The organism is Pseudomonas sp. PGPR N4, assembly GCF_059693665.1.
Window position 1 is genome coordinate 1 of the sequence record NZ_JCAUKV010000003.1, and the last position, 18,952, is coordinate 18,952.

The window sequence follows — 18,952 nt, forward strand, 5'->3', positions numbered from 1 at the left end:
TGGTAGTGTGGGGTCTCCCCATGTGAGAGTAGGTCATCGTCAAGATTCATTTCGCAAAACCCCTATCTGCGCGAGCAGGTAGGGGTTTTGTCTTTTCCGGATCTGGGAATTTGGGGCTGCTGCGCAGCCCTTTCGCGACATAAGGCCGCTCCTACGACGACCGCGCAACGTCAATTCAACGCGGCCCCAAATATCTGCCCCCGCCACGATCACCGACATTTTCACCCCATCCGCCGCTCCGGCGCCGCAGCAAGGCCGTTCCTACGGCGATGTCAAACTATAAAATCAAAACACTACAGATAATGATTCGTATTTGCTAGAGTGCGTGATCGAACCTATTCCATCACGCCCAGCAGGTCTGCTTATGCTTATCCCTAACGTCCCCCGCAAAAATGCGTTTAATTCCGTGTGGCTGCCGATCGGGCTGGTCGCGAGTATCTCAACACCGTTCGCCTTGGCAGAAACGGCGCTGGAGAACCAGCAACCGGCTAGCGCAAGCGATAGCCCGGGCGTCGTTCTGGAGTTGGAGGAAACTGCGATCTCGGCAAGCGCCGATGCCTCGCGAGAAGGCTTGGTGCCTGAATATGAGGGTGGTCAGGTGGCCCGCGGTGGGCGCGTGGGTATCCTGGGCAACAAGGATTACATGAGCACGCCATTCACCTCGACGTCCTACACCAATCAGCTGATTCGGGATCAACAGGCACAAAGTGTCGCCGATATCCTTCAGAACGACCCGTCGGTGCGCATTGCCCGTGGTTTTGGAAATTTCCAGGAACTCTATGTAATGCGCGGCTTCCCTCTGTATTCCGATGACATTGCTTACAACGGCTTGTATGGGTTACTGCCACGCCAGTATGTGGCTGCCGAATTTATCGAGCGGGTGGAGGTTTTCCGCGGCGCCAACGCCTTCCTCAACGGTGCGGCGCCGGGCGGTACCGGGATCGGCGGTGCGATCAATATCCTGCCCAAGCGCGCCCCCAACGAGGCGCTGACCCGTTTGACTGTAGGTGCCGAGCACAATGGCTTTGGTACCGCCGCCGCGGATCTGGCACGACGCTTTGGCGAAGAGGATCGCTTCGGCGTGCGCGTCAATGTGGCCAAGCGCGGAGGCGAGACTGCGGTAGAAGACCAGGACCGTAGCCTGGACATGTTCGCCTTGGGCCTGGACTATCAAGGCGAGCGCTTGCGTTTGTCCGCAGATGTCGGCCATCAATATCACTTCATCGACAACCCATTACCCAGCGTCACGCCGACGGGCAGAGTGCCGAGCCCGCCCGATGCAGACAAGAACTACGGGCAGTCGTGGACCTATTCGAAAGAGAAGCAGACGTTCGGCACCTTTCGCGCGGAGTACGACCTGAGCGACGCTGTCACCACGTGGGCAGCGATCGGCATGCGCAAAGGCGAAGAGAAGAACGTGCTCGCCAACCCCTCTTCCAATGCCGCAGGCGTAACCCGAGCCAATCGTTTCGACAACTATCGCGAAGAAACCATCACTACCGGCGAAGTCGGGATGCGCTTCAACCTGCAGACCGGCCCGGTGTCGCACCAGTGGGTGGTGTCGGGTGCGATGTTCGACAGCAAGGATCGAAACGCGTGGGCGGGTAACTTCGGCGGCTTCGCCGGTGACCTGTATGATCCCGCAGATTTTGCTAAACCGGACAATGTGAGCTTCAGCGGTTCCATGTCCGATCCGCACATCACTGCCCGCACGCACACGCAAAGTCTCGCAATCGCCGACACGCTTGGCTTCTTTGATGATCAACTGCTGCTGACGGTCGGTGCTCGTCGTCAGGGCATGGATGTGACCGGTTATGACTACAACAGTGGCGACAAGACGTCGAAATACAACCGCTATGAGACCACACCTGTTGCGGGTGCTGTATACCAACTGAACGAGCAGTTCTCGGTATATGCCAATTACATCGAAGGGCTGACCAAAGGTGATACGGCCAGCGCCACCACAACCCTGCCTGACGGCTCCAGCGCGCCTGTTCTAAATGCTGGTCAGTCACTCGCACCGTATGTCGCCAAACAGACCGAGTTCGGCGTGAAATACGATGGCGGTGCTCTGGGCGGTAGCCTCGCAGTGTTCGAAACGCGCAAGCCTGTAGGTATTGTCGAGAATCAGGTATTCAAGGATGGCGGCGAACAACGTAACCGCGGCATCGAACTGTCGCTGTTTGGCACACCAATTCAACGCGTGCGCCTGCTCGGTGGGGTAACACTGCTTGACGCAGAACTGAGCAAGACTCAAAACGGTGAAAACGACGGCAACGAGCCGATCGGCGTGCCTAAGGTGCAAGCAAACATCGGCGGCGAATGGGATGTGCCCGGCGTCGACGGCCTGACCCTGACCAGTCGCGTTGTCTACACCAGTAGTCAATACGTAAACAACGCCAACAGCCTCGAGATCCCCTCCTGGACCAGGTTTGATCTGGGCGCGCGGTACGGCTTTAAAGTCGATGACAAGGATGTAACCTTGCGCGCGCGGCTGGATAACGTTGCGGGCCGTAACTATTGGGCTTCAACTGGCGGCTACCCCGGCTCGAACTACCTGGTGCTGGGCGCCCCGCGCACGTTTTCGGTCAGTGCGTCGGTAGATTTCTGATGATTTGATCCTGCCTGGAGTTTTGTACAGCCGGGTTGTCATGCTGCAAACAGGCCTCGCTCTGGTAGTACCCGCAAAGAGAAATATCCACCTAAAGCTTGAGAGGCAGTTCTAGTCGATCAGACAGGGGCTGTGCTGACGACCGCTCCAGATTTCGCCGCTTCGGCAATGGCCTCAGTGATGATCAGATTTCTGAGGCCATCGCGCACCGTGACCAGCGGCGCTTCAAACCCTTGGATGACCCGGCAGAAGTGCTCGAGCTGGAGCTCCAGAGGATCTCGACGTTCAACATCAGCGGTCGCCGTCTGGAAAGGTTTGAACCAGGATCGGTCCTCAGCGCGGGCATAGTATTTGAGGCGCATTGTGGGCACTGCAAGTGACCCGTTCTTGCCGCTGATTACATAGCAGTCTTCATCGGCGTAAGCGGCGTAGCTCGCATTCTCCTGGGACGTCTGCTCCCAACTGCGGGCACACCCCGCAGAGTCCGACAGCAGAAACGAGCCCAGGGCTCCGTTGGCAAAGCGCAGGCCGATACACACCGTGTCTTCGACCGGAAAGTTGCGCGCGGCACTCGACTGCATGGCCTGGACGGCAACGATCTCTCCGCACAGCGAGCGCAAGTTGCCGATCTCGTGAATCATGTTGATCAGGATCGGGCCGCCACCTTCCTGGCGCCGCCACACGGCCGCATCGAAGTAGTCATCCGGCTTGTAGAACAGCGCGCTGCCCTGCACGGCAACAATGTCGCCGAGCACGCCTTCGCCGATGATCTCCCGTGCCTTGGCCAGCACAGGGCTATGTGCTCGATGGTGCCCGACCAGCAGACGCGCACCCTTTGCGGTTGCCGCAGCGAGCAGACGCTTACCTTCTTCAACGCTGTGGGCGACGGGTTTTTCGATCAAGGCGGCAACGCCTGCCTCGACGCATTGCAACGCCTGCGCAACATGCAGCGCATTGGGCGTGGCAAGGATAACGCCGTCCGGTTTGACGTTGTCGAACAAGGCCGCCAGATCTGCATATTGAGGAACGCCCAGAGCGGTCAGGTAATCGTCCGGGATCGTTACCGGATCAACAACGGCAACCAGTTCACAAGACAGGCTCGCTTGTACAAGTTCGATATGGCGGCGACCGATCATGCCGACGCCGGCCACTGCAATTCTGATTCTGGACATGATTTGATCTTCACAGTTGTTTTTGTGTTCCTGAGGAGCAGCGCTGGCTCATCAGGTGCTGTTAGGATCCAGCCTACTATCGCCGGCGAAGGTCATAATTGGCTCAGATGAAATATCAGAATTCTCAATTACTGAACAATGACCCATTCCTGCGTGACCTTTTGCTCTTCACTGCGATCGCCCGCTGTTCTAGCTTCGTCAGTGCAGGGGCTGAGTTGGGGATCTCGCCAGCGCACGTCAGCAAGCGCATCGCGACACTTGAGCAAAGCCTCAACTGCAAGCTGTTCAACCGCACGACGCGCCGCGTCACCATCACCCGTGAAGGCGAGGCGATGCTGGTCTGGGCCAAACAGATTCTGGAAAACGTCCACGGCATGCTGGAAACGTCCCATGGAGACCGGGTAGAGCCCAGAGGCCTGCTGCGGATCAGCACCAGTCAACGACTGGGCCGTTTCCACGTGGCGCCCATTCTCGGCCTGCTGCGCAAGCGCTACCCAAGACTTGAGGTCTGGATCGAGTTGATGGACAGGCGCACGGACCTGATCGGTGAACAGTTCGACATCGATATTCGAGTAGGGGAGGTGACCGAGCAGCATCTGATTGCCCACAAGATCGCCAGCAGCCAGAGGATTCTGTGCGCCGCCCCGAGCTATGTCGCGGAGCGAGGCCATCCCGCTTCGCTGGCTGATCTGGCACAGCACGAGTGCCTGTTGCTGCGCGACAGGGACAGTAGCTTTGGTTTGTGGCGTCTAGAGGGGCCAGGTGGCATGGAGACCGTCAAGGTGACCGGGCCTATGGCATCGAACAACAGCGACATCGTGCGCGAGTGGGCGCATGAGGGGCTGGGCATCATCATGGCCTCCACATGGGACGTCGCCCCCAGTTTCGCGCAGGGCAAGCTCATGCGACTGCTGCCTGCTTGGCATCAGGTTGCGGATATTTCCGCGGTCACCACGGTCCGTGCTTCGCAGTCGGAAAGAATCAAAGTGTGCCTTGAGTTTCTGACTGAGCAGTTGACGGCTGGTGCTTATGCGCTTGAGGGCATAACTGACTGAGCAGCACATCAAAGAGCACTGCTTTGCTGGAGAAAACGTTCAAACTGTAGAAACTAAAAAGCCCGCAATCAGCGGGCTTTTGGGATGTTGCGTAGACGCTGGTAAGGCGTCTATGTGTTGCGTTTGGTGCCCCGAGGGGGCAACTGTGGATTGCTGGCAGGAAAGTGCTTTAGCTGGCGTATGGCTTCAAAGCACTGATTACGCAGGGTTTTCTCTAGTCGTCTCAGTGCAGAGCACGGCGATTGATTGCGTGGGCGTGGTAGCCTTTACGCCACTTTTACGCCAGCAAGGACAGAGGTAAGGAATGGCATCTTTTCGGAAGCGTAGCGGTGGATGGCGAGCCGAGGTGGCTAGATTGGGAGTGCGGGAAACTAAGACCTTCGCAATGAAGGCCGCAGCAATTGCATGGGCCACCACCCGCGAGGCTGAGATATTGGCATCTGCCGGCGGACCTAAGAGTTCGGTGGAAATGACCGTATCTGAAGCGCTACGCCGCTATAAACGCGACGTAACCCCCACCAAGGCTGGCAAGAAATGGGAAGAGCTTCGCCTGGACAAGTTTGATGCAGAACTTGAATGGGTAGGGGAATTCCTGTCGGACATCACTAGTGACCAGGTGGCCAAGTGGCGTGACGCGAGGCTTCGAGTAGTTGCGAGTCCCACCGTTCGCCGTGAGATGACGTTGCTGTCGTCAGTGTTCGAGATTTCTCGTCGGGAATGGCGCGCATGCGTGGTCAACCCTGTGCGAGATGTGAAGCGTCCCCTGAACAATCCGCCGAGAGATCGCCGTATCGACCCAGCGGAAGAAACGGCTTTGCTCAATCGGCTTGGCTACGTGGAAGCTGATGCCCCTGTGACACTTCACCAGGAACTGGCCATGGCATTTCTCATCGCCCTGGAAACAGCAATGAGGCAAGGCGAAATTCTCGGCATTACCGCCAAGGCTGTGAATCTTAAGCAGCGCTTCGTGCACCTCCCAATGACTAAGAACGGATCTAGCCGGAATGTCCCTCTGAGCAAGCGGGCCGTTGCACTGATAGGGATACTACTGGGAGAGAAGAAAGGTGCTGAAAAACTGTTCAGGCTGACATCTGCGTCGGCCGATGCAATGTTCAGGAAAGTGCGAGACGATGTAGCGATTGTGGGACTCACATTCCATGACACTCGGCATGAGGCTATTACGCGACTGGCAAGGAAAGTCGACGTCCTAGACCTTGCCCGTATCACCGGCCACAAAGACCCCCGTTCGTTGATGATCTATTACAACGCGACTGCTTCAGAAATGGCACTGCGTCTGGACTGAAAAAGCCTGCACGAGGCAGGCTTAAGCTTTACGCACGTCTTCTTGCGCGTGGTTCTGGGAGCCTTGCTTTATTTTGTCTGCTCCAGGTGATCACTTCCCCAGCAAACCAACGTTTGGATGCCCGCTCTCCGGTAGCGCACGGCTGCATGCTCTCCGGAAAGGTGTCCTGCACCACGACACGGCGTTCAACTGTGTACTGGGCCAACTTGAGATAGTCAGCAATGTCCTGTGTTGTCCACAGTTGGTCATGGATTGAAACCTGCGGTCGCTTCAGCTGAGTGATCAGTTCGTTCAGCGTGCTGATGAGAGCCGCGTTCTCCAGCATCAGCTTTTCGGTCGAGGGGGCATGCACATTACTCATTGCGATTATTCCATCAGTTGCCGCGCTGGGCGGTGAATTGAACGTGTGGCTCGGTGCTGCTGCGGTTGGCTGCGAACAGATCCCGCTGTGCTACCTGTGCGCCAAGCTTGTTGGCCAAAGCGCGTGCAGCTGCATCGGCGCTGATGGTGCTGCTGGCTGTAGCCTTCTCGCCGCGCGCCCGGGCGGTGTAAGTGCCGGCGCTGAGGCGAACGCTGATGACCAGGTCGTGGGTTGCTGTTTGGTTAACGTGCATATTGGCGCCCCTGCTGTGTTCGTCGCCGCCATCCACTTCCTGCGGGAACGTTTTGCCCGAGGCACCACGGATTACCAGGGTGTCGAAACGCATTGTGTTAGCCTTCTTTGTGCCGGTTCGGGGGTTTCTGCATGTGGTTCTCCTTGAGTTGGCTGGTGCCAGGGAGCTGCAACTTCTTGGCGCCACTTCGTTCTCAAATCAGTTCCGGCGGGCCAGGTGTACGACTAGGTCGTCGAATTGGGCGTCGTCCTCTACCGCTGACTGCCATGCCAGCACTTTGTGGATCTGGGCCCTGGTGCAGTCATCAACCAGGATCTCGCGCTGGCCACCGTTCCACCGGACTTCCAAGATCGTCAGCAAGCCGTCCTCAGCATATGCGCCGGCGTTGATGACGGGGTAGTTGTGGCCGGCTTGCACCAGCCGGTCTTGCTCCTGCTGCAGCTGGCTGCGGCCGCAAGAGCTGGCGTTTCCTATTAGCACACGAATTTGCATAACGACTCCTTGCTCAGGCCTGGAACATCCAGCACTTGACGATGGGTTGTTTGGTGATGGTGTAGTTGCTGGTTTTGGCCTGGTGGGCGCGCACGGCGCTATCGACGGCTTTATTGACCTCGATGAGTTTGTGGGAGCGGGAACCCTTGAGCCGATCGCGGAGCTCGTTGATGTCAGCAAGCTTCTGGCGATGCTCCGCGGCGCATTTAACGAAGTCGTTGAGGTTGATAGCGATCAGGTTGTCTTTCTTGCTGTGGTTGACCACCGGGCCGTCTGCGTCGAGGCCTTGCAGGTAGTCGTAGACCTCCCAAAATTCTGCGACCACAGGGTGGTCCGAGCTGATCGACGCCTGCCGTTCGATCGCCATCTTCACCAGCTGGGTGCGGGTATGGCTGATCTGATCGTCGTTGAGTGGCACCACCAGGCGTAGGCAGTCGAGAAGGGCGAGCATTTGGGCGTGGTTGTAGATGATCCGCTCGACGCGAATGTAGCCGCTGATCTTGTTGCCGCAGTGGTGACAGTGGCTGTCTTCGCCCTGGAACGGAGTCTGGCAAGCGAAGCAGTGTGAGTGCAGCGCCCGTAGCTTTGCCTCATACACAGGGAGCCGCTCCGCAAACAGCTCAAGGACTTCCGATTCTTTGCGCACAGCCTGCAGCAGAAAGTTACTGAGCAGGGTGCCGTCCAGCCCGTTCAGTCGGTCGGCAGCTGCACGACTCTCCAGCGTGACCTGCGGACGCACGAAGTGCAGTTTCACGATGCGGGTCATGATTGCTTCGGACGCTACTACCGGGGCGTTCTGGCTGATCGCGATCGTGCCACGGAAGGGCGGCTCGTAGGTTTCGTTGCCGGCAGTTTTAACGCCTTTGGTGGCAAGTGTGCCGCCGCCGAAGTAGTCCTTAAGTTCGTCCCATTCGAAGGTCTTTGCATGGGTCTTGTCGTCGCCGCTGCGATCGGACTCCAGCAGGACTACCGGCATGCCGGATACTTGCCCCATCAGTCGGCTGCGGCCTGCCTTTGTGGACTTCGCCGGGTCGAAGCCCTCATAGCCTTCACGGCCGAACAGCTTCCACAGCAGCGTGAGCAGCGTGGTTTTGCCGGCGCCGGCTTCGCCGGTGGCCTCCAGGAATGGGTAAGACTGGTAGCGGGACCGGATCTGCTCCGCGAACAGTGAACCAAACCAGAAGTTTAGGGCGACGATGCCTTGGGCGGCGAAGCACTTCCACAGCAGATCGAGCCACTCCGCGTTGTAGCGCTTCTCGTCTCGCTGCAGCGCCATTTTGACGCCTTTCTGCAAGCTCTTGAGCTTGAGCTTGCCCATCTCGAAGAACTCCTCCTCGTTGACGCCTACGATCTGTCCGTCACGCACCGCGACGTCGTTGAAGACATAGCAGCCGTATTCGCGGCTGTAGCCAAGATAGTCGATGGTCTGTACGGTTTTAATGCCGAAAAGCTGATCTTTCATGATCTTGTCCAATTGCTGTCCACTGCCGGTGAACACGGCTCCGGCACCCATGCCGAGAAGTCTTTTTTTGAATTCGCTTGCGGTGGCCACCTGGCTACCGGTGAAGGTGTTCTTCACGGCGGCGCCGTCGTGTGGGAAGTCGACGCGGAAGAAATACCAAGACTCGTCAGTGATCTCATTTCGCTGGTAGTACAGGGCTTTCGGGTAGCAGTTCGCGATCTCCACCACGCAGCCGGACATGCGCAGCGCTTTGGCGCGGCGGGCTTTGTCGTTGAGTTGCTGATCTTCCTGGGTCTCGCTCGAGTCCAAGGCCTGCATGGCGCTGTTGAACTTGGATATGTCGAGGCGCCACCAGTAGAGGCGGGAGTCGTACCCAAAGTGGAATTCCTCGCGCTCGCGCCACTGGTACAGCAGCAGTGCCTTTTCCACCGCGCTCTCTGCGATCAGCAGCGCACCGTGGTGCTTCGCCTCGTCCAGGTCGGTCTTGATTCGATCCGCCTGGACTTCGTCGTCGTCCAGGAACGCCCAACGCTGATGCAGATCGTTCCAGTCGACCTTGCGTGCGTCCGGCTGGGGAATCTGCGCTGCCTCGCAGGTGAACCCCAGGGCTCTGGCTTGCTTGACCCAGGCCTTGGTGTATTTGTGTGCACCTGGTTCGTTGTCGAGCGCCCAGATCAGCTTGGGTGTTTCTCCCTCGCAGGCAGTGATGAGCGCCTTGAGCGACTCCTCGGGGTAGGCGTTCGATGAAAGCGCAGCTACAGCCGCGATGCCGTTGTGCAACAAAGCGATGGCGTCGAAGATGCCCTCGACAATCCACAGCTCGTTCACTTCCTGCAGATCAATGCAGGGCGGGCACCACCAGTGACCTTTGTAGCTCTTACCAGGCTGGAAGCGTGCTTTCTTCTTGCCGAATCGCGCCGGTTGGTCGATCAGGCGCTCCCAGTAGCCCCCGTGCTCGAGTGGGAAACGTACGGTGGCTGAACCGATGCCCAGCTCGCGGTCGAAGTAGTTCTCTTGGGTAAACCAGCCATTGATCAGGCTAAGGTTGAAGCCGCGGGCAAACGATAGGTAAGCGAGGGCGCTTGCTGCCGGCTCTTTATCAGTTGCAGGTGCGCGCTTGCTCCAGTCGTCGAACAGGTCCGGATAGATCTCTTTGGTCGGTGCCATATAACGGCACTTTTCCTCACGCCCGCAGCGAATGAACCAGGGATTGTCGTGTCGTGAGAACAGGCGTTTCTGGCTGCACTGGGGGCACGTGCCCTTGCGCATGTAGCTGGTGCCGGCCATGTGCTGCAGGCCGAAGTCGGTTTCTAGGCGATGTAAAACGTCCGATCGGAGCTTCTGCTCCATAGCCTCTCGAATCACCGCACACGCTCCGATGATGCGGCTTTCAACTGTGCTTCCAGCGCTTTGTGCGTGCGGCTGATCCCACGCAGGTGGGGCAGGTCCTCGAGCACCTTGCGGCCTCGCTGACCGGCCGGGACGTTGCGATACCTATCGCAGTACCAGACCTCCGTCATGGCGTGGGTGTATTGGCCAGCGAGCCATTGCAGGTATTGCTTGGCCTGCTGCTCGTCCAGAGTGAGTTGGATGGTGATGTTGCTCATTACGGCCACCAGTTGAATGCAGTTTCCCCTTACCCACGCAGTACGGGGCATCGGGAAGGGGTTAATTCGGGGGGGGTGTTTCAGATGTCGCGTGTTTGAACCATCCGCCGCGGTAAGTGGCGGGCGGGTACTTGGTGGCGCTGCTGCGTGATCGTGTCGAGCACAATCAAGGACGGTCGAAAGATCCCGCTCAAGGCCGAAACACCGAGCATTTGCAAGCGCTTGGTGGTCTTGCTCTCGAATTCAGCAACGGCCAGCTCAGTAATCCGTGCCACCAGGTGCCCAGGGACTTCCAGCGAGTGGATAAGGTATTGGCTGCAGATCCGCATGACCTGGTCGTCACCCGAGAGGTGCATGCCCTCACGTCGGAACAGGTAGGCAACAGCAGCTTGCTGCATGGCAGCTCGGTAATCAGTTTCGTGGTTGATCAGGGGAACGGCGTTCATGCGTGTGCTTCCTCCGTGTCGAGCTGGTCCAGCAAGTCGGGGTGGTTATCCGCAGCAGCGGACTTCATGGCTTGGCGTCGTAGGGCGATCGGCGCCACAGGCAGACGCACTGATGGGTTCGGCATGCCGCTGGGGCTCATTTCGTGGGTCATTTCAAACTCAGCGCGTACAGCAAAGCCGCAGGCCTCGTTCATGCACTGCAGGTAGGCGATCCGCAGGAAAATGTGAGTACCTTCGCTTGTGCGGATACGCATCTTGCTGCTGCAGTGGGGACATACGAGCTTGTAGGCGCTGCTCACTTCATCCCCCTGGCACTTGCTGCGCCGTAAAGCTGAAGGGTTGCTGCTACCTCTGCCGTGCGCGCCGCGAAATAACGGGTGAGTGCCTGGATAATGGCCAGTGCCTCACATGCGTCTATGACGCCGTCCTCAATTGAGGATGCGATGAGCTGGTCGATGTGCCCCAGCTTCGCGTCGGTTTTCAACGAACGACGAAACAGCTCCACGTTGTCCAATTCCTCTGCTTTGGTCAGAGGCACGAACATACCGCCGTACAGACGGGCGACGAACTCGGGCAAGTAGGTGGTGCCGACTTCCTGCTCCAACTGATGGATCTGGTCGTAGCTCAGTGGGCGGCTGCCGGCGTTCTCGTAGACGCGGTTGTCGAACTGTTTCAGCTGATAGCCAAGGCGCGCAGCCGCGCACTCCCGGCCGCCTGGATAAGCACAGACAACGGCGCTGACAACCTGGCGCAAGCTTTCTAGAACGGTGGTCTTCATGTTCTGGTTTCTTCCTTGGGCCAGGATGGCTATTTTTCGATTTCGCCGAGCTTGATACCGAGTAGCACTGCTGCCCGATGCGCTTCGCCAAATCGGCCTTTCTTACGACCATTGAGCAGGTCACTGACCAGGTTTTTATTGAGGTTGTGCTTGCGACTGAACTGGGCGATGGAGATGCCGGCTCGATCGAGCTTCTCGCGTGCTTGATCCAGCGTTAGGGGGGCGGGCATAGTGTTCATCCGTGTTCAACCGTGTTCATGTAGCGGTGATGATGGTTCAATAATTTGGACCAGTCAATACCTAAGGTTTAAAAAAATGGCCATCGGCGAACGGCTGAAGGAAGAAAGGTTGCGTATGGGCTTTAGCCAGACTGACCTAGCAGGTGTAGGTGGCGTGGGGAAAACCACGCAAATCAACTATGAGAAGGGCGAAAGGAGCCCGGATGCGGGCTACCTCGCAGCGGTGGCAGAGAAAGGGTTGGACGTTCTCTACGTTGTCACCGGAGAGCGCAAGCCTCAGGCGCTGGGGACCCTTTCCTCCGAAGAAGCGCAGCTAGTTGAGCGGTACCGCCTCATGACAACCGAGGCACGGAACACTATCAACTCCGTAAGTGAAGCGCTGGCGACATTCCATAAGTAACTCAGCAGGATCGGTGGGCGCCGGCCCTCGCTTCTCAGGCAATCGCAGTCCGGCGGCTGCGACGACATGGAATCCAAGGAATGAATGGTTTCGGACGTGCTGTAGTTCGCGGCGCTTGTGCGCTGCTGGTTGCGCTGTCGATAGGGAATGCTTGTGCAAATGAGTTCAGCGACAAGGTGGCGCGTGTGTTGTCGTCGGCGGCGATCGACTCGGTGAGCGAGGCGGGCAAGGTTGGCAGCGTCTTGATGAAGGTTCCCGCGCGCTCGCCTGGTTATTACGAGTCAGGCGACAAGGCAAACAAGATCCTTGCTGTCGAATCGGTTCGGATTTTCAGAGAAGTGCCGGACCTGGAACGTCTCAAAATCACCCTCCCGAGGGACGGCAAAACGCAGACGCTTGATGTGACCAGGGCACAGTTGGAGAAGTACTACGAGATCGACTTGTCCGAGCTGGCGGCGAATCCGACCAACTGGCGAGAGAGCTTCATCCAGCCATACGACAACAAGGCGTCGCGTGCTGGCTTCGTGGAGCAGTTTGCAACGGAAAAACAGTGACACTTTGCTATCAAGGGGCTGGTGGCACGGCGATTCATGCTGAGAATAGGCGACTCCAGAGCGTTTAGTACGGTGCCATGGTGGTGCCGAGCGCTCGAAATGGAGTTTATATGCTGGGTCGCTACTATCAATATTTTAAGGAACTAATTTGTGTTGTTTGGCTATTCTGGCGTATCAGTCCGGAACGGCGTCGTCATGTAAGGATGATTCTTGAAGCGTTTGAAAAGCAGGGTCAATGATAGTGCGGTTTGGCCGCCTAGTTTGATTGTTTTGGCTGTTTTATTGTGAAGGGTGAGTCATGGAAGTTAAACATAAGCATTTAGCTAAGACTTTGCTTTTTTGGATTGCGCTGGGTGTTCCAGTTGTGGTTGGTTTTTTACTTGGGTTAGGTGTTTACTCTGCTGAGCCAGTCATGGTTTTATGTTTAAGGTCAGAGTGTGTTCAATCTTTTTTTACAATTTACAAGTTTCCAATAGCGATTGCTGGATTGTCACTTCCTTTGGTGGCAATGGTGGCGGCAGTTCATAGATCTATGGAGGCAGCGATTCAGATAGGAATAACTTCAGGGCAGTTTCGTGAGGCGCTTATAAATAACAGGTTCGGGAATTTTATTAAGCATCGGGAGGCTTTTGATAAAAGCATTGACGGATATTGTTCAAGATTGGGATCTTTTACCGGGGGTAAGATCTTTATTTTAGTCGACTCGCTATATGGTCAGCTCTTTCCTAAAGCCGCGATCGGAAACTTTGAGTGGGCGGGCGAACATAGTGTTGAGTTCATGGAGAAAGTTGAGGAAAGGGTTAGGGTTATAATTGATGAAGTTGAAAAGGACTCAGAAGATTTTCAGTTTGAAATTTTTTTTAATTCACTAAGATATTTGCTTCAAACGTTCGGGCTGAATTATGAGGCATCGAAAAAGTTGAGTTATCAGAAAGATAATGGAAGGTTCTTGTCCTGTCAGATTCCGGAAAGGGACGATTTGATTTCCTCGGTGGGCTCTGCCGCTCAGGACGTGGTAGACCTACTTCGTGTATTTAAAAATCTTGTCGGCATTTATGAGTTGAATGAATGTGATGTGCCTCTGTCGAAAGATAAACTAACTAGCACTCTTGGCGATTTTTCTAATAGATTATTTTATTCATAGATGCAGGGGCAGGCTATTGCTTACCTTGTCAGCTGCTGTTAAGGCTGTGTTTTCATGTATTTAATATTTAATGGTTAGCCTTGGCCTTGAGCTGCTAAGTATTTATGCTTGGCAGCTCCGTACCCTGAAACGCCTTAAGTAGTAACTGTAGCTCTTGATAGGCAGCCTTTTGGGCGGATTGCTTGTTATCAAAGACACGCCTAATTACTTTTTGTCGTGTTGTATTACCAACTATTACAGCGACCTCCTTGAAGGTGTCCTTGTTGCGATAGTACGCCACAACACCCGTGTGATTGCCCCCCTGCGATTTCTCGTAAAGCGTTTCAATTGAGTCCTCGGGCAACTTACTCTCCAGCTCCAGGCTGGTGGTGAAGCCTGCGTCGGCGGTGAGGCTGTGCTGCACGTTGCCGCCATACCAAACAATTGCATTGATCTCGTCTTTAACCCCGTGCAGGCTGTATGTGAGCTCGGGGATAAGATCTGCGCGGCCTTTGGCCAGGTTGTAACTCAGCGTCGCGCTGCCGCGTTGGAGGCGATTGAACTCTGATCGAGCTGCCCGGAGTGCTGACTCGCGGTCACTGTAGGTATGGCGCAAGTCTTTCAACTTGTCGCCGCCGCCGGCGATCGCCTCCTGCTTCTTGGTGCTGCCTACGTCGTAGTAGTAGGCCTTGACCCCGTCATAACTGTCGCGGTCGGCCTGTAGGAAACGATGACCGTCACCGTCGCGCCTGGTTAGGGTCACATGGGGTAGGGCAGCGCCCTTGGCATTCTTGCCGCCGCCGGCAGGGAGGCACACCAGGCAGCCGGCCTTGACCGTGATCACGGCGTCGTGCAGCTCGCCCAGGCGGGTCAGCATGTTGGCATCGGACTCATTCGCCTGATCCAGATGCTTCACAGCGCGTGCAGCGACGGCTTCAGCGATGCTGGACTTGAGATCATTAGCACCCGCGATATCAGTTAATACTCGGCCCAGAGTGGTGCTGCCCCAGCTGCGCTCGCGCTTGGTCTTCAGACCGTTTCGCAGGTCTGCCGATCGAGCGCGAATGTTGAGTACATCGGGTGACCCGCTGTGCTCTGTTTCATCGACGGTGTAGGTGCCCTTGTTCACCAGGCCCGTATCGCTCCAGCCCAGCCAAAGCTGCATCACCGCGCCCCGGGGCGGGATCTGGAGCAGACCGTCGTGGTCGCTCAGGCTGATGCTCAACTGGTCGGCCTCCAGGCCGCGGTTATCGGTGAGTTGAAGGCTGATTAATCGCGGGCTGATCACTCGTGCCATGTCCTTGCCCGCCACGGTCAAGCGAAATGCCGGGATCGATTGGCGTGCATCACGGTGCATCTCGTCGCGGGCATCCTGCACCAGCGCCGCAACACGCAGTTCTTCCTGAGTGAGCCCGATCACAGTACATCCCTCAGAATCGTTGAGTTGCGGTTTGCAGTGCCTTCCGTGAGGTCGATCCTGCCTGCATCGATGCGTTTCAGGGAGAGGCTGAACTCAATGCGTCGTGGCATACCGTCGGAGAAGAACAAAGTTTGCGTTTCGCTCAGGCTCTCGATGACGTACAGCCCACGCATGCGCCCAGATCCGTCCACCATTGGCCAACTGCGGCCTGTGTTGGCCATGCCTCGCAATTCATCCAGGCTGACCACGTCGCCGGCCAGCTCCGGGAGGATCACCCCGGGCAGGGTGATCTGGTCATCGCCTCGCCCAAGGAACTGGCGCGCTGGTTGCGCACCAACGCGGTTACCACTGGCGTAGCGCCAATCAGTTTGCCGCTGGAGTTCCTGGTAGGCCAGGGTGTTGACGCTAAAAACGAACATGCCCAGGGCGAGCATCATCTTGAGTTACTCCTGGTCAGAAAGGCGGCTTCGCTGCCGTGCGGACTTCTCGCGGTCGCGGCGGTCCAGCTCGGCACTGACGGCCCGGGCGATGGCTTGTGGGTCCATGCCTGGAGACGGGTGGATGTTGATGTTGAAGACATCGTGACTGTCGTTGACGGACGGAGCCGCGGCTGACACTGGTGGTCTGGTATCTAGCGTGATCCCTGGCGCCGTATCCGTGGCGAGCGATTTGCTCGCACTGAGCTGCGGAGTCAGCGGCTTAATATCAGGATGCTGTACGCTGGCCAGCTGCCTGAAGTTGAGGACCTCGGCAGTCTTTGGCTGCGTGGCAGGGATCTGCGGTGCGTCGACCTTGATGGCGGGCGGTACCACGCTGGTCAGCTGCCTGCTCAGGCTGAGGATTGCGGCAGTGTCGCCCGGTGCAGTTGCAGTCCCAGGTGCAGCAGAGAGGAGATCCGAACGTCTCGCGCTTGCGAGCTGTTTGTTCAAGGTGAGGATCTCCGCCGCTGTAGCATGGCTGGCGACAGCCTGCGGTGCAGCGGCGTTGGTATCTGTCCGGCCGGACTTCGACAGGCGCTCGATGAGGCTCGCGACTTCAACACTATTCGGCTGATCAGCTCGTGCCTGTGAGGCGGCAAAGGTGGCGTCCTGCCGCTCAGTCCGCAGCAATGGTGTGCTGAGCGCTTTGGAGTTGGCGGCTAGGTCTTTGCCAGCCTCGATCTGCGGCACAGCCGCGTTGAGCTCAAACCGTCCGGCCTTTGTCAGATCCTGGCCCATTCTCGCAACGGCTTCCAGCGGCGCCCTAGCGCCGGCCTCGACCCCGATAGCCAGCCCTTCTGTGGTAAACCCGCCCAGCTCAGCGAACACCCGCGACGGGCTATGAATGCCCAGCTTTTCCTTGAACCAGCCGACGGTGGAATCGCCCAGGCTGGTGATGGTGTCCTTTACCTGCCCGAGACCCGCGGTCAGGCCGCTGACTAGGCCACTGATGAGCATTCCGCCGAACTCACTGAACCGGGTTGGCATCTCCACGCCCAGGTAATTCAGTACTGCGGAGAAGGCTTGGTAAATCAGGCCAATGGGGCTGAAGTTTGCTAACACAGTGAGAATGCCGGCGACCCCTCCACTGAATCCGGCCTTGATCTCAGCCCAGGCTGTGGCGAAGTAAGCCTTGACCTGGTCCCAGTTCCTGTAGATCAAGAAGGCGGCACCAGCGATAACGGCAACGGCCGCCGCAATGGCCAGCACCACCGGATTTGCGGCCAGGGTCCACATAGCGGCGGATACAAGCCGAATGGCGCCCATCAGGCCGCCAGAGAGCACGCCAATGAGTTTTCCAATCATAGGCAACATCGCGGCGCCCTTGAGCGCGAACAGCGACATGCCATATTGAGCTAGCGCAAATGGACCGAGGATGCTGGCCAGGCCCACGGTCAGGGCACCCATAGCGGCAACCATGACTGCGACAGCTGCGGCGCCTTTGGCGATGCCGGTCGCGAGCTCAGGGTTGGCATCGATCCAACTCTTCGCTGTGCCTACGATCTCCGTCACCGTCTGAACCAACTCGCGCAGTGGCCCCCGCTCGCCCTCCACCAGGGATCCGATCAGAGCGCTCCAGGTTCCGGTCAGCTTGTCCAGGTCGCCGCCCAGGTTGTCGCGGAAGGTTTTCCCCATTGCCTCTGCAGCCCCGCTGATATCGCCCAAGCTGGCGGTACCGCCGGCCAAGGCTTTCAGAAATTCGGGAATCTGATCGACGGCAAGGTCTTCAACTGGCGTACCGAAGAGCGCAATGGCAGCGTTTGCCCTTTCGGCAGGGTTCTTAATGCGGAGCAGGGCATTTGCAGTTTTGGTCAGCGCCTGGCGGGCTTCCGGGCCGCCCTTGGCGATGTCCGAAGACATTTTCTTGGCATTCAGCCCGATCGAGGCGTAGGCCTCTGAGCTGGCTTTGGACATATCAGAACCACGGATGGAGAACTCTTTGATGGCATCTCCAGTTTTATCCAGGGCGAACTTGCCTTGCTTGGCCATGTTGACCAACAGGCTCATAGCTTCCTCCCCGCTGAACCCCATTCCTCGAAAGTGTGTGGAGTACTCGTGGAGGATTTCGGGGATCTCACCCCGCATTTGCGTCGAAACCTTTTGCATCCCCGCTGCGACCAGATCGAAAGCCTGCTCGCTGCTGCTGGCAAGACCATTCTTCATGAGGATGCCGACCATCTGGATGCTCTCGGCCACGTCAATTCCCATGATCTGGGAGAGATCGAGGGCGCGCCGCGCTGTAACGTCGAGTTCCTTATCGCCCACTTTGCCCAGGGCACCCAGCGTGCTCTTGGCTGCCGCGATCGCTTCGCCGATCTGAGCCACGTCGGTGCTCTGGCCGTCGGTGCGGATGTTGCGGACGATGCTCGAGTACTGCTCTGCCCGGGCTGGAGACTCTCCAGACTGGGCAGCAATCATCGAGCCCTGGTGCGCGATCTCCAGCTGCGGCGTCAACAGGGCTGCACCCAGCATGCCGGCGCCGATGCCGCCTGCAATGCCCGCGGCACCTGCGCCTGCCATCTTGCCCGCCCGGTCCTGTGTTTTGTCCAGGCGAGCCTTGGCCTGGGCTGCCTTACGCTGCGTTGCGGCCAGGTGTTTGAGCCTGGTTTCTTGCTGCTCGATCGTATGATTGGTCTGCGACATCTCCTGGCGGAGTGCAGCGTTATGTTGGTTGAGCTTGCGAGTATCAATGCCGGCGCCACTGAGACGCCGCTGAAGGGTACGCAAGGATTCCTGTTCGTCCTTGGTTTGCTGCTTGAGGGCATTGGTCGCCCTGATGGCGGCTTGAAACTCGGCCGTCATCTGTTTGGTAGGGGCGTCCACCTGCGACATGGCGCGCCCCATGTCCTTAACCTTGGCCCTGGCTTCATCCAGGGCTTTGGCGGTTTCACGGGCCTGGGTGTGCTGCTGCCGCCAGGCACTGACGTCCTTTTGCTGAGCGCTCAGCTCCTTGAGGCGCTCGCGGGTTTGCTTGAGTGCGCGGGCAGTATCCTGCCCGCTCTGGTTGATCTGGCGCAGCGGAGCGGTGGCTTTGTCCACGGTGTCCAGAAGTACCTTGAGCCGTAGATCATTTGCTGCCATTACCACTACTCCTTACTCGCGCCCGCTCGCGCCAGTCCATCAGGTCCCGGACGCCAAGCCGGTCCATGTCGGTCGGCGCCCAGTGGAAAACCACGGCCAGGTCGGCCATGGCGTCA

20 protein-coding genes are annotated in these 18,952 nt (G+C 57.7%); 6 read left to right on the plus strand and 14 right to left on the minus strand.

What is annotated here, in order from left to right; genetic code table 11:
- Window positions 1-364 precede the first annotated feature (364 nt).
- Window positions 365-2,611, plus strand: a complete 2,247-nt coding sequence (locus tag AC58X1_RS13725; protein WP_497428974.1) for a TonB-dependent receptor — start codon at window positions 365-367, stop codon at window positions 2,609-2,611.
- Between the two features lie 119 nt (window positions 2,612-2,730).
- Here AC58X1_RS13725 and AC58X1_RS13730 read toward each other — a convergent pair whose 3' ends face one another.
- Entirely contained in the window at window positions 2,731-3,783 is a 1,053-nt protein-coding gene (locus AC58X1_RS13730) for a Gfo/Idh/MocA family protein (protein ID WP_497428975.1), read from the minus strand.
- Between the two features lie 107 nt (window positions 3,784-3,890).
- On the opposite strand from AC58X1_RS13730, the gene AC58X1_RS13735 reads away from it, so the two are divergent.
- Window positions 3,891-4,838 carry a LysR substrate-binding domain-containing protein gene (locus AC58X1_RS13735; protein ID WP_497428976.1) on the plus strand — a complete coding sequence of 316 codons (948 nt, stop codon included), beginning with the start codon at window positions 3,891-3,893 and terminating at the stop codon, window positions 4,836-4,838.
- A 385-nt stretch (window positions 4,839-5,223) separates the two neighbouring features.
- Entirely contained in the window at window positions 5,224-6,141 is a 918-nt protein-coding gene (locus AC58X1_RS13740; RefSeq protein ID WP_497428977.1) for a tyrosine-type recombinase/integrase, read from the plus strand.
- Between the two features lie 28 nt (window positions 6,142-6,169).
- On the opposite strand, the gene AC58X1_RS13745 is transcribed toward AC58X1_RS13740, so the two are convergent.
- The 9 genes from AC58X1_RS13745 to AC58X1_RS13785 form a co-directional block, all read right to left on the minus strand.
- On the minus strand, window positions 6,170-6,502 hold the full coding sequence (locus tag AC58X1_RS13745; RefSeq protein WP_497428978.1) for a hypothetical protein: 333 nt from the start codon (window positions 6,500-6,502) through the stop codon (window positions 6,170-6,172).
- A 13-nt stretch (window positions 6,503-6,515) separates the two neighbouring features.
- Window positions 6,516-6,848, minus strand: a complete 333-nt coding sequence (locus AC58X1_RS13750) for a hypothetical protein (RefSeq protein WP_497428979.1) — start codon at window positions 6,846-6,848, stop codon at window positions 6,516-6,518.
- Window positions 6,849-6,953: 105 nt separating this feature from the next.
- Window positions 6,954-7,247, minus strand: coding sequence for a hypothetical protein (locus AC58X1_RS13755; protein WP_497428980.1), 294 nt, complete (start codon window positions 7,245-7,247; stop codon window positions 6,954-6,956).
- A gap of 13 nt (window positions 7,248-7,260) precedes the next feature.
- A complete protein-coding gene (locus AC58X1_RS13760; protein ID WP_497428981.1) occupies window positions 7,261-10,059 on the minus strand; it encodes a toprim domain-containing protein in 2,799 nt (932 codons plus the stop codon).
- A gap of 11 nt (window positions 10,060-10,070) precedes the next feature.
- Window positions 10,071-10,316: a hypothetical protein gene (locus AC58X1_RS13765; RefSeq protein ID WP_497428982.1), complete on the minus strand. Its 246-nt coding sequence runs from the start codon at window positions 10,314-10,316 to the stop codon at window positions 10,071-10,073.
- A gap of 80 nt (window positions 10,317-10,396) precedes the next feature.
- The gene (locus tag AC58X1_RS13770) at window positions 10,397-10,762 is read right to left on the minus strand and encodes a hypothetical protein (protein WP_497428983.1); all 366 of its coding nucleotides are present in this window, start codon (window positions 10,760-10,762) and stop codon (window positions 10,397-10,399) included.
- Window positions 10,759-11,061, minus strand: a complete 303-nt coding sequence (locus tag AC58X1_RS13775) for an Ogr/Delta-like zinc finger protein (protein WP_497428984.1) — start codon at window positions 11,059-11,061, stop codon at window positions 10,759-10,761. The genes AC58X1_RS13770 and AC58X1_RS13775 overlap by 4 nt, the downstream gene beginning before the upstream one ends.
- Complete coding sequence (locus tag AC58X1_RS13780; RefSeq protein WP_497428985.1) at window positions 11,058-11,540, minus strand: YmfL family putative regulatory protein; 483 nt, start codon at window positions 11,538-11,540, stop codon at window positions 11,058-11,060. Before AC58X1_RS13780 ends, AC58X1_RS13775 begins: the two co-directional genes overlap by 4 nt.
- A gap of 29 nt (window positions 11,541-11,569) precedes the next feature.
- Complete coding sequence (locus AC58X1_RS13785; RefSeq protein WP_497428986.1) at window positions 11,570-11,770, minus strand: DNA-binding protein; 201 nt, start codon at window positions 11,768-11,770, stop codon at window positions 11,570-11,572.
- 85 nt (window positions 11,771-11,855) lie between these two features.
- On the opposite strand from AC58X1_RS13785, the gene AC58X1_RS13790 reads away from it, so the two are divergent.
- From AC58X1_RS13790 to AC58X1_RS13800, 3 genes are all read left to right on the plus strand, one after another.
- Window positions 11,856-12,179 (plus strand): helix-turn-helix domain-containing protein, encoded by a 324-nt coding sequence (locus AC58X1_RS13790; protein ID WP_497428987.1) that lies wholly within the window; start codon window positions 11,856-11,858, stop codon window positions 12,177-12,179.
- Window positions 12,180-12,259: 80 nt separating this feature from the next.
- Window positions 12,260-12,733 carry a hypothetical protein gene (locus tag AC58X1_RS13795; RefSeq protein ID WP_497428988.1) on the plus strand — a complete coding sequence of 158 codons (474 nt, stop codon included), beginning with the start codon at window positions 12,260-12,262 and terminating at the stop codon, window positions 12,731-12,733.
- 298 nt (window positions 12,734-13,031) lie between these two features.
- Window positions 13,032-13,877 carry a hypothetical protein gene (locus AC58X1_RS13800; RefSeq protein WP_497428989.1) on the plus strand — a complete coding sequence of 282 codons (846 nt, stop codon included), beginning with the start codon at window positions 13,032-13,034 and terminating at the stop codon, window positions 13,875-13,877.
- 94 nt (window positions 13,878-13,971) lie between these two features.
- Here the strand turns inward: AC58X1_RS13800 and AC58X1_RS13805 are convergent, their stop codons facing one another.
- The 4 genes from AC58X1_RS13805 to AC58X1_RS13820 are packed head-to-tail and all read right to left on the minus strand — an operon-like array spanning window position 13,972 to window position 18,945.
- Window positions 13,972-15,213, minus strand: coding sequence for a phage late control D family protein (locus AC58X1_RS13805; RefSeq protein ID WP_497429176.1), 1,242 nt, complete (start codon window positions 15,211-15,213; stop codon window positions 13,972-13,974).
- 59 nt (window positions 15,214-15,272) lie between these two features.
- On the minus strand, window positions 15,273-15,713 hold the full coding sequence (locus AC58X1_RS13810) for a phage tail protein (RefSeq protein WP_070415234.1): 441 nt from the start codon (window positions 15,711-15,713) through the stop codon (window positions 15,273-15,275).
- Between the two features lie 6 nt (window positions 15,714-15,719).
- The gene (locus AC58X1_RS13815; protein ID WP_497428990.1) at window positions 15,720-18,836 is read right to left on the minus strand and encodes a phage tail tape measure protein; all 3,117 of its coding nucleotides are present in this window, start codon (window positions 18,834-18,836) and stop codon (window positions 15,720-15,722) included.
- Window positions 18,823-18,945: a GpE family phage tail protein gene (locus AC58X1_RS13820; RefSeq protein ID WP_497428991.1), complete on the minus strand. Its 123-nt coding sequence runs from the start codon at window positions 18,943-18,945 to the stop codon at window positions 18,823-18,825. Before AC58X1_RS13820 ends, AC58X1_RS13815 begins: the two co-directional genes overlap by 14 nt.
- Between the last annotated feature and the right edge of the window lie 7 nt (window positions 18,946-18,952).